The organism is Fluctibacter halophilus, from assembly GCF_020687825.1.
In the GTDB taxonomy this organism is placed as follows: Bacteria; Pseudomonadota; Gammaproteobacteria; order Enterobacterales; family Alteromonadaceae; genus Fluctibacter; species Fluctibacter halophilus.
On sequence record NZ_JAJEWP010000012.1, the window covers coordinates 1 to 15,039 of the forward strand.

General features: G+C 49.2%; 12 protein-coding genes. 11 read left to right on the top strand and 1 reads right to left on the bottom strand.

The features are described from left to right. The first annotated feature begins 233 nt into the window (after positions 1-233). The 11 genes from LJ739_RS18920 to LJ739_RS18970 all read left to right on the top strand — a co-directional run bounded on the left by LJ739_RS18920 (position 234) and on the right by LJ739_RS18970 (position 13,453). Positions 234-1,679: a M16 family metallopeptidase gene (locus LJ739_RS18920; RefSeq protein WP_229163159.1), complete on the top strand. Its 1,446-nt coding sequence runs from the start codon at positions 234-236 to the stop codon at positions 1,677-1,679. A 2-nt stretch (positions 1,680-1,681) separates the two neighbouring features. Further along, a complete protein-coding gene (locus LJ739_RS18925) occupies positions 1,682-3,049 on the top strand; it encodes a M16 family metallopeptidase (protein ID WP_229163161.1) in 1,368 nt (455 codons plus the stop codon). A gap of 87 nt (positions 3,050-3,136) precedes the next feature. Then, positions 3,137-4,369, top strand: a complete 1,233-nt coding sequence (gene chrA, locus LJ739_RS18930) for a chromate efflux transporter (protein ID WP_229163163.1) — start codon at positions 3,137-3,139, stop codon at positions 4,367-4,369. 192 nt (positions 4,370-4,561) lie between these two features. Further along, positions 4,562-5,593 (top strand): hypothetical protein, encoded by a 1,032-nt coding sequence (locus LJ739_RS18935; protein ID WP_229163165.1) that lies wholly within the window; start codon positions 4,562-4,564, stop codon positions 5,591-5,593. 92 nt (positions 5,594-5,685) lie between these two features. Continuing rightward, positions 5,686-6,480: an alpha/beta hydrolase gene (locus LJ739_RS18940; RefSeq protein ID WP_229163166.1), complete on the top strand. Its 795-nt coding sequence runs from the start codon at positions 5,686-5,688 to the stop codon at positions 6,478-6,480. A gap of 202 nt (positions 6,481-6,682) precedes the next feature. Continuing rightward, positions 6,683-7,126: a hypothetical protein gene (locus LJ739_RS18945; protein WP_229163167.1), complete on the top strand. Its 444-nt coding sequence runs from the start codon at positions 6,683-6,685 to the stop codon at positions 7,124-7,126. A gap of 106 nt (positions 7,127-7,232) precedes the next feature. Further along, complete coding sequence (locus LJ739_RS18950) at positions 7,233-7,595, top strand: hypothetical protein (protein WP_229163169.1); 363 nt, start codon at positions 7,233-7,235, stop codon at positions 7,593-7,595. Positions 7,596-7,969: 374 nt separating this feature from the next. Beyond that, the gene (locus LJ739_RS18955; RefSeq protein ID WP_229163171.1) at positions 7,970-8,482 is read left to right on the top strand and encodes a hypothetical protein; all 513 of its coding nucleotides are present in this window, start codon (positions 7,970-7,972) and stop codon (positions 8,480-8,482) included. A gap of 142 nt (positions 8,483-8,624) precedes the next feature. Then, the gene (locus LJ739_RS18960) at positions 8,625-10,184 is read left to right on the top strand and encodes a methyl-accepting chemotaxis protein (RefSeq protein ID WP_229163172.1); all 1,560 of its coding nucleotides are present in this window, start codon (positions 8,625-8,627) and stop codon (positions 10,182-10,184) included. Positions 10,185-10,232: 48 nt separating this feature from the next. Next, a complete protein-coding gene (locus LJ739_RS18965; protein ID WP_229163173.1) occupies positions 10,233-12,647 on the top strand; it encodes a sensor domain-containing protein in 2,415 nt (804 codons plus the stop codon). 500 nt (positions 12,648-13,147) lie between these two features. Next, a complete protein-coding gene (locus LJ739_RS18970) occupies positions 13,148-13,453 on the top strand; it encodes a hypothetical protein (protein ID WP_229163174.1) in 306 nt (101 codons plus the stop codon). A gap of 116 nt (positions 13,454-13,569) precedes the next feature. Here LJ739_RS18970 and LJ739_RS18975 read toward each other — a convergent pair whose 3' ends face one another. Further along, positions 13,570-14,388, bottom strand: coding sequence for a hypothetical protein (locus tag LJ739_RS18975; RefSeq protein ID WP_229163175.1), 819 nt, complete (start codon positions 14,386-14,388; stop codon positions 13,570-13,572). Between the last annotated feature and the right edge of the window lie 651 nt (positions 14,389-15,039).

Below are 15,039 nucleotides of genomic sequence, written 5' to 3' on the forward strand. Positions count from 1 at the left end.
TTCAACATGGTATCAATCTCGTTTAAAGTTAGTCGGAAGTCGTTTCAACGAGAACCATTAAAGACCATCCCCGGCGATTAAAAAATCGCCGGGTCGATACTAGGGTATGGGGTTTAATACCCAAAAATAGCGGTATTTTGTAACACCAGGTAACACTCTGGCCCCTTTTCATTGCATGAAAATCGGTCTACAGTGGCGTTAACCCTCTGAAAAACAAAACAAGAGCAACCACTATGAAACCACTACTGCTGAGCGTAGCGGGATTGGCGTTTTTAGGCCTGGGCTGTACGCCCCAGCCGGCTGAAAATACCCAACAACCTGCTGCCGAACAGGCCACAGAGACTGCCGCACCCAATTATGCGGTCGATGTTCCCGTCACCTATTACACCCTCGATAACGGCTTAAAAGTTGTTATCAGTCCCGATGACACTGCGCCCATTGCTGCTGTTGGTGTGTATTACAACATCGGCTTTCGTATCGAACCCAAAGATCGCACCGGTTTTGCCCACCTGTTTGAACACATGATGTTCCAGGGGTCTGAAAACCTCGGCAAAATGGAGCTGGTTAAGCTGATCCAGAACAATGGCGGCGTCCTCAACGGTTCCACCCGGTTTGATTACACCAACTACTTTGAAGTGGTGCCCAAGCACACGCTGGAGACCATGTTGTGGGCAGAAGCGGATCGCATGCGCTCACTGAAAATCACCCAGGAAAACCTCACCAACCAACAAGGGGTGGTAAAGAATGAGGTCAAGGTGAACGTGCTGAACCAGCCCTATGGTGGATTCCCCTGGCTGGATATGCCCCAGTATGCGTTTGACAACTGGTACAACGCACACAATTTTTACGGTGACCTGGAAGATCTGGATGCTGCTAACCTGGACGATGTAAAAGCCTTCTTCACCCAATACTATTCGCCCAGCAATGCGGTGTTGGTGGTGGTCGGTGATGTCAGTATTGACGACACCAAAGGCATGATTGAAAAGTATTTCGCCAACATTCCCTCGGTAGAGCCAAAAGCACTGCCGGATGTCACAGAACTGGCGCAACAAAAAGAGCGTGTCCACAACAAATACGACAAACTGGCCCCCAAACCGGCCTATGCGTTTGCTTATCGTATGCCTCCGCGAGATACCCCGGAATACTATGCCATGGGCATCATCGACCAGATCCTGGTACAGGGCAATGACTCGTTGCTGCGCAAACAACTGGTCAATGAAACCGGCCTGACCGGCGATATCAACGGGGGGATCAATTACCTGTTGGGCAACATGTTCAATTACAACGGTCCGATGTTGTGGATGGCACACCTGACCCATGAAACACCTGAGCAGCGTGAAGCCATTACCCAATCCATTGATGCCGTGATGACCGGACTGGTAGAAAACCCGATCACCGAAGCACAAATTGAACTGGCCAAAACCAAGCTAAAATCCGACCTGTACGATACCTATGAAGGCTTTTTTGGGGTAGGAAAACTCGACCTGTTGGCCAGCTTCGCGTTATTTGATGACAACCCAGGCAAGATCAATCAATTGGACGAAGCCTTTGCAGCGGTAACCCCTGAACTGATCCAACAAACTGCCAAGCAGTACTTGCACCCCGGAAACCGCACTGTATTGACCGTAACACCCGGTGAGGCACCACAGGCCACGGCCACCGAAGGAGAAGGAGAATGATCATGCGTTGTCGTCAACTCGTTGCGCTATGCTTTGTGACCACCCTGAGTTTACCCGCGCTGGCCCAAAGTACCCCGCCACCGCCCGGTAAACCGGCACCGTTCGAAGTGCCTGCTACCCAGACATTTACCCTTGAAAACGGCTTAGCAGTAACGCTGATCCCTTATGGTTCAATCCCCAAGACCACGGTTCGTCTCTATACCCGTGTGGGTAATGTGCACGACACCCGTGGAGGTCTGGCGGATGTCGCCTACAACCTGATCTCGGAAGACGGCAGTCATCCCAAGACCCAGCACAGCGCCGATAAAGCAGCTGCGATGGGTGGAGAAGTGACCACCAGCGTGACCGAAGCCTACTCAACGGTGGAAATCAGTGTGTTGTCTGAACACACCACCAAGGCGCTGGACCTGATGAGTGACTTGCTGGCCCATTACTCACCGACCCAGGACACCCTGACCCGGGTGTCTGAAACCTTTGCCCGCAACATGAGCATTCGTGCTACCTCGCCCAATGGCCAGGCCTCTCAGGCATTTGGTAAGGCGATGTTTGGTGACCACCCGTATGCCATGCCCATTCCATCGCAGGACGACATCATGGCCATCACGCTGGAAGACGTGAACGGTTTGATCAAGCAGCATGTAACGGCCAACAACAGCCACCTGTATATCAGTGGCGTGTTCGATACGTCAGCCACCCAACAGGCGGTGATGGACGCTTTTGCGTGGATGCAAAGCGGCACCAAGAATACCTTCAGCACCCCTGCTGTCGCTCAGCCTTCCCAGCATTTTGTGGAGCGCCCGGATGCACCACAATCGGAGCTGCGCCTCGGCTTGCAGGTGCCAGGTCCTGAACACAAAGATTTTGTTGCTCTGGATGTAATGAACACCCTGTTAGGCGGTTCTTTCTCTTCGCGTATCACCAGCAACATTCGTGAAGACAAAGGCTACACCTACTCACCGCGCTCCAGCCTGCGGGTGCTGCCCAACGCTGCCTACTGGGCACAGGGTGCTGCCGTCACTGCAGAGCACACCGCAGACTCTCTGTCAGAGATCCGTAAGGAAATCGCCCTGCTGCAAGCGGACGGAGTCAGTGATGAAGAGCTACGTGGGTTTAAAAACTACATGTCCGGACTGTTCGTACTGCGCAACAGTTCACGGGGTGGCGTGATCAGCCAGTTGTGGTATCAGGAACTGCATAACCTGCCTGACGATCGCCTGAGCAAGCTGATGGGCATGATTGACGCGGTGCAACCAGCCGATGTCAAACGTGTGGCCAATCAGTATCTGCCACTGGATAACATGATCCGTGTGGTTGTGGGTGACCCCGCTACCGTACCGGCACAACTGGAAGCCCTGGACAGCGGCGAATAACCGACCTATTCGTTCAGTTTTTAAAAAAGCCCCATCCGGGGCTTTTTTTATGCCCACGTATTGTCCACCGATGGGAAAATTCTTACAGTGTCGCCCATTGTCTTTTACCATCGCTGTGTTGCCATGAAATCCACACCGGGAACTGCCCGAGAGGTCTTTTTAACCTTTCTACAGCTGGGACTGACCGCCTTTGGTGGCCCCACTGCGCATATCGGCTATTTTCGCCGGGCGCTGGTCGAACGACGTGCGTGGCTGAGCGATGCTCAGTTCACCCATCTGCTGGCCCTGTGTCAGTTTCTTCCCGGACCGGCGAGTAGCCAACTGGGTTTTGCGCTGGGCTACGAAAGGGCCGGATGGCGCGGTGCCATGGCAGCCTTCTGTGCGTTTACCCTACCCTCGGCAGTGATGCTGTTTGGGTTCGCGCAGCTGGCGTTGACACTGCATTCAGCGACAGGGGAAGCACTCTTCAAAGGGCTCAAACTGGTCGCCGTGGTGATTGTCGCGGATGCCTTGTGGGGCATGTCACGCCAGTTGTGCAACGACACCAGAAGGCGACTGATCGGGTTGTTTGCGTTCGGCCTGCTGATGACAATACAGAGCGGCTGGGCCCAGTGGCTGGTCATACTGCTGGGCGCCCTATCGGGCGCATTGTGGTTAACCCAAGCGCCTGCAATGCCCACAGAAACAGCCCTGCGCAAGCCAGGCAAACGTGTCGCCCTGATCCTGGCAGCCATTGCCATGGTGCTGTTGGCAGTACTGCCCCTGCTGGCTCAGAACGGCCAACCGCTGTTCACACTGATGGACATTTTTTACCGCGCCGGTGCACTGGTATTCGGCGGTGGCCATGTGGTGTTGCCATTGCTTGAAGCACCGCTGATAGGGTCTGCCGCCCTCAGCGAGTCACAGTTTTTAACCGGCTACGGTATCGCCCAGGCGGTGCCGGGCCCGCTGTTTACCGTTGCGGCATTCTACGGCGCCCTGTTTGACACCGGTATGCACAGCGTCATTGGCGCAACCGTGGCGCTGGCGGCGATCTTTTTACCCGGCTTTCTGCTCCTTGCCGCAGTGCTCCCTTACTGGCAGCGGATCAGTGCGCATCCGCAGTTGACCAACACCCTGGCTGGGGTGAATGCAGCGGTGGTCGGGATCCTCGCCGCCGCCTGGATCAACCCCGTTGTCAGCGCCTCTGTCGTACACTGGACGGATGGCTTGATTGCCCTGGCCGGGTTCGCAGCCTTGCGATACTGGCGCCTGTCGCCGCTATGGATCATTGCCGGCTGTGTCGGGGCGACCTTGGGCCAGGTGCTATTATCAGCCTGATAGTAACAAGTCCTGAACACCGAGAAGAATGGTCCTGAACTTGCTTATGGCATCTGTAGCACAGAAAAAATGCCGCAGGTAGCTCGCCTCAAAGTCATGAATTGACCCCAGATACGGAATTTACTAACCGCTGGCGGCAAGACATTTCCGCGCAGATGACGCCATGGCATGTACGGACATAGGGATCGATTAATGAACATTTCTCAAGGATTCAGCGCGGTATCAATGACGCGGTTGGAAAGCCGCAATCTGTCAACAACCGACATTCAAGGTTTTGCGCAGATACTCAGCGAGGCTGAAAACCGTCAGACGTCGGCCAAGGCCTTTCTGGCGTCCCTGTCACCGCAGCAGCTTGCACTGCTCCAAAAGTCCAATGGGCTTGTCGAACCGATCCAGGTCACTAACTTGTCAGAGGAAGGCGCACAGAACCTGCTCAGTCAACCCGATGGTAGTGACCGGGTGGACTTAAACAACGACGGTATTGTCGAGGTCGGCATTGCCAAAACCATTCAGTTCCCGCCGGTCAACGCGCCACAGCACGTCAAACAGGCCTGGGAAAATGCCACCAAAGACCTGTCCTGGGGCGACAAAGCCATCCTGGAGCTATCCATGCACTTTGCCGTGTACGGGGTAAACATTGAAGGCTTACCCTCAAAAACCCCTTTGTCGCCAGCGCAGCAATGGAGCCAAGCCGGGATCGCGGACTTGTTTAATGACCTGTACGGTAATCTGGCGTTTCGGGTGGGCATGGAAGGTTGGACGGAACATAACCGCATGCTGCAAAGCGTATATCAGGATTTCGCCGAAGGACTCGGTCAATCCAGCGCGGGTGTTGCCAACCAACTGCCCCAGACATCGGCAGCGAACAGCGCCGCGTCCGACGCAACCCAGTCTTCCGACAGTCACGACCCACAAGATCCCTTCAATCAATTAAACCAATTGATCATTGATGCCCGCATTGGCCTGGATCGTCGCCAACTGGAAGAGATCGAAAAGAAAATCGAAGCGGTGCAAAACGATGACTCCCTGAGTCCCCGGGAAAAGCGCAACAAACTGCTCGCCCTTGAAGAACAACGCCAGTTGATCATAGAAGAAGCACAGCGCCGCGCTGTCGAACAGGAAAAGCGCAAATCTTCGTTAAACCTCAGCCAGCAGATGAGTGAAACCTTACTGGAAATGGGTTTGCGCCAACCTCAGGCACAGGATCCCAAACGGGCATTGTAAGGGCAAGACCCTTGGTAAATAATTGATATTGAAATACATTTCATCCACACTGGGCGCGTTTAAATACGGTCCAACGCAAAGGATGACACCGATTGAAAACCCTGTTGCTGTTTTGCCTGGTTACCTTGGCCACCGGTGCACAAGCGTCTTCCCCTACATCCCATACCCTGACCTCTGCGATCCTGCAAGAACAGCGGGATATCACGGTCTATCAGCCACAAGAATACCAAACCAGTGACAAGCGGTTTGCGGTGCTTTACCTGCTTGATGGTGGCCTCAATGGTGACATGGTGGCCAGCATGCTGGCGCGACTCACTGCATCGGAGGGTGCCAACCCACACATCATTGTCGCCATTCACAGCACCGATCGGCTCAGGGACTACGCCCCAACGGTGAACCAGGATCCCCGAGGCCCGCTGGGCCAGGGCGGTGGCGGCGACAAGTTTCTCGATTTTATCGCCAATGAACTGATGCCCTTTGTTGATTTACAGTATCGCACCAGTGACCAGCGGATTCTGGCTGGCCACTCAGTGGGCGGGCTACTGGTGATGCACAGTTTTCAGTCACGTCCCGGGTTATTCCAGGGCCACATGGCATTCAGCCCCGCCGTCTGGTGGGGCGCGCAGGAAACCCGTAAGGCCGTGGAACACTACGTGGTGTCTGAGCAAGCGGTCGGCGCGTATCTGTACATGAACATCGGTAGTGAGGCCGGCGAAATGCGCGCCGTATACGACGCACTGGAGTACCACATTGCGCGCAATCGTAGTCTGAATTTGACCTACCGTACCGACAGCCACCCGTATGTTGGCCATGACCTGACCTTGGCCGCCGGCCTGTTCAGCGCATTGACCGGCTGGCATCAGTATCAGCAAAAACGGGGGATGTGACTAACTTCGCAGTCGTTTTCAGTATTCACTTTGTCTATCCCAGCCTTTGACCATCACGGAGCTAAAGGATGATAGATCATAGTCGTTAAGCCATATGAGGTCTGATACATCTAACTGACCACCTTGCACAAGTGGACTATTCTGCCTGCTGCATGTTCACAGATTGAGTAGAACTACTCACACAATTGAAAAGGACTATTTCATGAAACAACTCGCCTATCTCCTTTCCGTTACACTGTTTTTTCTGAGTACCCAAAGTTTTGCCGGACAAGGTAAAGCGTATGTTCCGTACTGGAAAGGGCAAGCCTCAGGTAGCGGCTCCAATGGAACAAAGCTATGGATTTCCAACATTACAAATCACACCGTCACTGTTGATCTGACGTTCTATGACAGTGACGGAAATGAAGTGAGTCCCACATTTAGTGATGGATTTGTGAACGGCAACCAACTCGCCCCCAAAACCACTGTCCACCTCAAAATCGACCATGCCGATAAGTTTGGACATGGCTTGATTTCGTGGTCCAACACGAATGCCAACGATGATGATGCAGTTGCACTGATTGCGCACGGCAATCGCACTGAAGTATCAACGACTTACCGCTTTGGGGCGTACGGCATCAGTATCAACAACGGGCTACCTTTCTAACCTGCATTTGAGGCAGGCGTCTTTAGAACGCCTGCTATTCACTCAACATTGTATTTTACGCTTTCCCCCCCATGCTCTGGTTATTCAGACAAGCATTGCAAGGACGATGAAATACCATTTGATAGCCAGTATAGCACTGGCGATAACACTCAGCTTTGTGGCTGGACTGTACGTTGGTGCCCGTCAGCATCAACAACAGGACATCGAAATGGCACACCCTGAGCTGGTTGTCACCGAACAATTGCTTCAGGTTTACCTGGAGAACTGCAACAAAGCTGGCTACCGTCGCTTCGCCACCTTTCACGAGCACAACATCGACAATGCGCTTAACAAGGTTGCGCATTCACGGGGGTTCCCCTATTACCTCGACACCGCATTCAGCGACGATATGCAAATGCTGTTCACGCCCATCAAGCAGACCCACGAAGACCTTAAAACACAATTCACCGAACGCTGCGGCGAGGTGTGATGGTCAGGTTCGAAAGGCGGGTTTGAGCGAATAGTGGACCTTCGCGAAAGTTTGTTGTGTATTCTTGATTCCCCCTTAAGCGGACACTCGGCGAGTTCGGCAAAACCGAAGATGGCGGGCGCTCGATACTGTGTGGAAAAGTTGATTTTTGCATTTTTTGAGAGTTTTCATTCGAGTTAGGTGAGATTTGCAAAGGTGAACTTGTTTGTTTTATGAGCTGTTTATACTAAAGACTAATTGTCTCTTATGGGTTCCCGCTTGAACATGGACGACAAGCGCCTATCGTTGACTTTCCTCGTTATATTTTTGTTCAGGGCTGCTTTTTATACATCGCAGGCATCACAGGTGTCAGATGATGACAATGGAGTTTGCTTATGGGAGCAATTACAGAACTTAAGATAAACGGTGATTTTGAGGCTCACCTCAAGATATCAAGCAGTGACCTTTGGTCACTCGATATCACTAGAGCGCATGATCTACTGAGAACGCTTAGTAATCACCGACTAAACGTTGTTAAATTTGAACGACGCTTACGTATTAGCTTTCAGGGAGTATGCCAGAACCTAGAAGGGTCAATTGGGTTCCCACAAGTTCAATTTTATCTATTAAACCTGATCGCTGAATGGCCCTATATGCTGCATTTTGCTGAAAGAGAAAAAGGCACATTCACATGGATTTTATCTGCCATGAGCAAACAACATCAGCATGGGCTAGGTAGCTCCAAAAAGACAGTTATCTTTTCTGTCAACATGGAATCTCTGATAAATCAATTGCAAGCTTTGAGTAAACTGAAATCATCTTTTACCAACTCAACATACCCAGAGTCGTATTTAACAGCGTTGAAGGCTGATTTGGTGAATTACTATCCCCACAGTGTCTTTGAGTGAAACACAATCAGCAAGACTGTATATGGGTAATATTATTACCCAAACCTTTAACTTATTGATATAAAAGTAGTAAATAAGTTGAAAGTGTTTCATTTTGAATCTAATTATTGAATAGCTTATTTCTAATAGCGAGAACAAAAAAATGGCTACCAACTCACACTCAGGTAACGAAGTCACTTATTCTGAGCACGATATACTTCTTTCCACAACTGATTTGGACAGCAGGATCACGTATTCCAATGATAAGTTTTGTGAAATTGCTGGCTATTCTCTGGATGAAATGCGTGGTAAACCGCACAACTTAGTGCGACACAGAGACATGCCCAAAGCGGCCTTTGCTAATATGTGGCAAACCTTGAAATCTGGCGAGTCTTGGATGGGCCCCGTGAAGAATCGTTGTAAAAATGGCGACTATTATTGGGTCAACGCGTTTGTTACGCCTATCAGAAATTCGCAAGGAGCGGTTGTCGAGTATCAGTCTGTAAGAACTAAACCGCGGAGAGATGTGGTTGAAAGAGCTTCTTCAGAGTACGAAAAACTGAATAACGGGTCCAAGGCAAAATGCACGAAACCAACAGTTAACATTACATCTTTCATTCTTGCAGGTATGGTTGCCATTTGGTTTGTTGAGTTTTTTGACATTGTTTTTGGTGGTGTATCGATTGTCAACACCTTTGGCTTAGTAGCGACGACTGTGATGAGCGCTATGTTTTACCAGTGGCGTAAGCGTTATCTCAAAGTAGTGGAAAAAGCGAAGAAAATTTATGGAAACCCACTCATGGTCTACATGTATTCCGGGCAGTGTGATGCATTAGGATTCATTGATTTAGCTATCGACATGCAACAAGCCAAGCTCAAGGCTGTTGTTGGTAGAGTAAATGATGCGACTAAGCACGTATATGCCAATGCCCAGGCTACATCAGATAGTGGAGACACCGTTGCTTCATTACTGGAACAGCAGTCGGGAGAAGTAAGTCAAATAGCAACTGCCATGGATCAGTTTTCATCAACCATCCAAGAGTTGGCTAATACCGTTAACCAGGCTGCGGAGGCTTCTGACACCCTAGAGCAACATACTGTTTCGGGTAAAGGCTCTGTCGACTCAACCATAGCTGATATACAGCGTCTGGATGTCCAGCTACAAAGCGCTGCCAAAGAGTTAAAAACGCTCGTTGAAGGTAATTCACTGATCCAAAATATCCTAGATGAGATCAATGCCATAGCAGAGCAAACCAATCTATTGGCGTTAAACGCCGCTATTGAAGCAGCCAGAGCCGGAGAACAAGGACGAGGCTTCGCTGTCGTTGCTGATGAAGTAAGATCTCTTGCTGCTCGAACGCAGCAATCTACAGAAGAGATTACTAAGAGGATAGACACATTGAAACAAGCTTCAGAAAGAGCACAGTCAGCAATGGAACAGGGGGTTGAGCTGTCCACGCAGAGTGTAAAAAGCGCTAACGATAGTGGCGAGAGCCTCAATGTTATTCAGGAGCAGGTTAGTGTCATCGCAGATCTCAATAGGAGCATTGCAACGGCCATTGAGGAACAATCCGTTGTTGCGGAACAGGTCTCAAGAAACGTCAACTTAGTGAAAGAGCTCTCGGATACCAGTGGAGAACACGGCAAAGAGTCAAAAGCTCGCAATGAAAGCTTACGCTACGAAGTTGATCAACAATCGTCTCTCGTCGCACAGTTTGCCTGAGACGTATATTGGTAAACAATGTTGGTTAAAAAATGAGGAAGGCCATAAGTGGAGGGCAGGTTTGGTTTGAGCAGTGGTAACGAGTTTGAAGTGCTAATAAACAGTGTTTGTGATGCTCTAATCATCGTTGACAGTAAAGGAGAAGTCATTTGGTCTAACCGCCAATTGTTCGACCTTCTGGGCTACACTGTTGATGAAATTGTTGGATGCAACATCAATTTATTGCTACCCGAAGAATTCCGGGAAGCACATAAAGTACTACTTGCTCAATACTTCAACCGACCAAGCTCAAGACCGATGGGGTACTCAAGGCCTTTGTCTGCTATTTCTAAGTTTAATAAATCAGTAACTGTAGACATTGCTCTATCACCTATACGCTGGAAAGGACAAGAGTGTGCCCTTGCCTCATTGAGGGAGAACTCAATAGGAACCCAGGGGCATGCTTCACATACTGAAATTCAGCAACTACTTGATGAGTCTCAATCGATCGCAAATATAGGAGCATGGGACTGGGATATCCTCAAAGATACACTTCACTGGTCAGATCAAATATTTAAGATTTTTGGAGTAGATAAACGTACCTTTACACCGAGCTATTCCGCCTTTCTATCGTTTGTTCACTATCAAGATAGAGCCATCGTTGAAGATGCCGTAAAACAAGCATTGGAAAATGATTCTCCCTATAAAGCCCATCATCGTATCGTGAGTAATGACAACGCACTAAGACATGTAGTTGAAAGAGGAAAAGTCTATCGAGATGAGCATGGCAATCCGATTAGAATGATTGGGACTGTGCAGGATGTAACATCTGAATACAATCACCAGATGCAGCTAAAGTTAGCTGAATCTGTGTTCAGACACTCGTTCGACGGAGCTATAAGCACAGATCGTGCTTTTCGTATTCTGAGGGCTAACCCAGCATTTGAACGCATGAGTGGATATCGTTCAAACGACTTGGAGCGTATTTCCCTTGCCGAAATAATTCCTGGCATACAGGAAGAATTGATTTCGAACCAGTTGAATGATTCGGGGCATTGGCGCGGCGCACTTGAATGCCAACGAGCCAACGAAGAAACTTTTCCTGTTCACTTGTCGATTTCCAGGATTGATGATGAATTCAGCGCCTCTTCCAAGTATTACGTTGTAACATTAACTGATATATCAAGTATTAAAATGCATGAAGAGCAGTTACGTAAACTTGCCTATTTTGATCCACTTACCTCGTTGTACAACAGAAGCTTCTTTATCGAAAAGACGAGCCAGGCTATTGAGTTATGCCAACGGAAAAACAAAAGCTTATCAATTCTTTTTGTTGATTTAGATGGTTTTAAAGAAATCAACGATACGCAAGGTCACCAAGAGGGTGATAGTTTACTAGTGGATATTGCTTTGAAGCTAAGCCAAGTAGTCCAAGATCGAGGGTTATTAGCGCGATTTGGTGGGGATGAATTTGTTGTCCTTTTGCGCACTGGAAATATCAGTCGAGTAACGAAACTTGCCAATGAAATGCTTGATGTTCTCTCGTTTACCAAAGAGTACTCGTCCTATTCCTACAAGGTTACTGCAAGTGTTGGAATTGCTTTGTACCCAAAACATGGGAGCAGTGAACAAGATCTTATCAAGAAAGCAGACATCGCAATGTACAAAGCAAAGTATGCAGGTAAGAACCGCTTGATGTTCTATCAGGAAGAGTTTGGGGAAGAAAAGAGCTTTCGCTTAAGGCTAATCTCAGAGTTAGAAAAAGCCATCAACAATGATGAAATAGAAGTAAATTTCCAACCTATAGTTGAATCTTGCGAGGAAGAAGCTTGCTATTTTGAGGCCTTGGCAAGATGGAATCACTCTACTGAAGGGGTTATATCACCAGCACAATTTATACCCATTGCAGAAGAAACTGGGCTAATTATTCCCCTTGGCGAATTAGTCATGAAAAAAGTCAGAGCGTTTATTGATACATGGAAATTAGTAAAAGGTTCTGATGTAAAAGTTGCTGTAAATCTCTCTGTTGCACAGCTGTATCATGAAAGTTTACAGGGTAGTATTAATCGGATTTTTGGAGATAGAGAAGGTATTTGTAAGTCACTTATATTTGAGATCACAGAGAGTTCAATTATGCACCAATTGGAACCAGCTCAGAGCAAGCTTAATCAGCTAAAGGCTCTTGGTTCAACGATCGCTATCGACGATTTTGGTACTGGTTATTCATCTCTGAGTTATCTGAGCAAACTACCAATTGACATAGTAAAGGTAGACCGTAGTTTTGTTCTAAGCCTGCCCGAAAATCAAGATGACAGTGCAATATGTAAAGCAATCATATCTCTAAGTCATTCGCTCAATCTTAAGGTTGTAGCAGAAGGGATTGAAACCGAAGCCCAATATTCCCATCTGAAAAGCTTGGATTGCGATTATATCCAGGGATACTTGATTAGTAAGCCGATGCCTTGCGAAGTGTTTCTATCATAGCAAACATAAGTTACGGAGAAGTTCAGCGACAATATCTAGATATCGACAAGAAGACTGGAAGTCTGCTTTTCGCTTAATATGGTTACTGGAATAAATAATAGTCATGCGTCCACTACTGGCACTTAGCGATCATTCATCTCCATTGCATATTCAGAGCTTTACTGCCCGCTGTAGCGAAGTTCAGCAGACGCTACCGTCATTGCGGCGGAGGCCGCAATCTCCATGGGGTTGATGACTAACCAAAACAGTGTTAATTCGTGTGAGTCAGGTAACTTAGAAGGTCCCGGCCTTCGCCGGAATGACGATTCTTCGTGGTCAACTTACTTGGACCACCGCCCACTACTGGCCTTCCACCACCGCTATCACACCGGTTCAATGTCAGTTTTTTGTCAACCAATGTAAAGGTTAGGTAAAACCGCGCTAACGGCATCAATATCGGTACATGATGGGCGATAGGGGGAATGAGAGTCTATCGTTCACAACCAATAGGAAGTACGACAATGATTGAATCAATCAGTAGCAACAACACCATGATGCGACCAGAACCCAAACCACTGACCGATGAGCAGAAGAACACACTTAACGACATTCTCAGCAATTACGACGCTGACAATCTGTCGGCAGGTGATGCCAAAGCGATTGCCGAACAGCTCAAGGAAGCTGGTATCAATCCAGGGCCAGGGTTGGGCAAGAGCATGTCAGATCTGGGTTTCGACGCCAAAGAAATAGGCAAACTGGCCGGCGCCCCACCGCCGCCTAAACCGATGGACAACGCTGAACAGAGTGGGATATCGGTGAAGGTATAGACGCCGAGCACCGACGAGGCGGCGTCTGGAGGTTGGAATCAGTAAGACGCCGTCGCGAACAGGCTCATTGCTGGGACAAAACACCCAGTCAATGAGCCCCTCTTTGATGCTGACCATCACATCCCGCCGAGTATGCTGACCACCCAGTCGCCCCAGGCCTGGGTGCGAAAGAGGGTATAGATCAACAGGGCCATCAATAAGAACAAGGCGAAGGCAACCAGAGTACTCCAGTATATGCGCCGCGCCGATCGCCAGTCATACATCATCATCGATAAATATATCAACAGCATAATGCCCAACATCCCATAGCCCGGCAGACCAAGCACGTGAATAAGGCGATTTAGCCCCTCAGGCATCATCTGCACCGCAGACGCCAGCATAAAACGCTTGTGATGTGCCGGTGACCGTACATTGACGATGCCCAAAATGTACAACGCAGCAAATATGGCCCACTCCAGAAACGTGCCGCCAATCAATCCTCCCGCTCTTGCGCGTGCGCTTGGCTGGGAAAAATCAAAAGCGCCAAGGTCAACCAGATATCCATAGAGTCCCAGTGTCATCATCACACCGGAGAACAGAATTGCGATGACCAGTATCACACTCAACTTTCCCCAACGCCGGTGGGTAGCGATATTGCCGACCGTTGACAGGCGTATTTGATAGAGAAGAAGCAGGTACCAAGCGACGCTAAAAGCGCCATGCAGCCCGATCCACAGGGTAAATCGTCCGAGTTGTTCATAGTTGGCAACCCAATGAAGGATAAAGCCGCCAAATACCGTCGCGGTGATAACCATGGCTAAGCGTGAGAAAAAAATGGAATCCTGCGACGGGGTATTGCTACTGGTTACATTGTCTGGCGTTGAAGTGGTAAGCATGCGCGCATCTTCGATGTTTTTTTTATTATTAAGATTGAATAACCCGGCTAAATGAAACATGTGAATCACTGCACATTAACCAAATTACTGATCTGGCTATAAATAATGAGCGGATGATAATAACCATACTCTTTGCCCTCCGCCACAGGTTTGGCCGATTAGATGCACGTTTTCGTCCACTGCCAAGGGAGTATTCATTACTGGAACACAGCGGCCAGTGAGTGAAGAAAATAGCAGGTAACGGTGAAGGTGCCGAACGCCAACGATGTATCAACATGTCCCTGTGGCTTGTTTCCAGCCGCGACGTCCTGTCGCGTCGTTCGTTCCTCGCCGAGCAATTACCTATTGCTCGGCGTCTTCTAAGAAGACCGGAGCCTCTCCCTTGCGCTCATTGCTGGGACAAAACACTCATTGATTGGAAGCGCCGAGCGCCGACGATGGGGCATCTGGAGGTTCAGTTCAGTAAGACGCCGTCGCGAACAGGTTCATGGCCTGCTGAGTCAGACAGTCAGCCTCACCTTGCGCAAATCTTCGCGACACTGCTCGCGATAGATTTGCACCCTAAACGAAAAAACGGCACCCACTGGGTGCCGTTTTTCCGAATGCAGACAGCGCACGTCTGCAACCATGTTGAAATCCTTTCAACTAAATGGGGTTGCCCCCGTTGAATCCTTACTTAGATGCGCTCGTTCAGTACTTGCGCAATCGGTG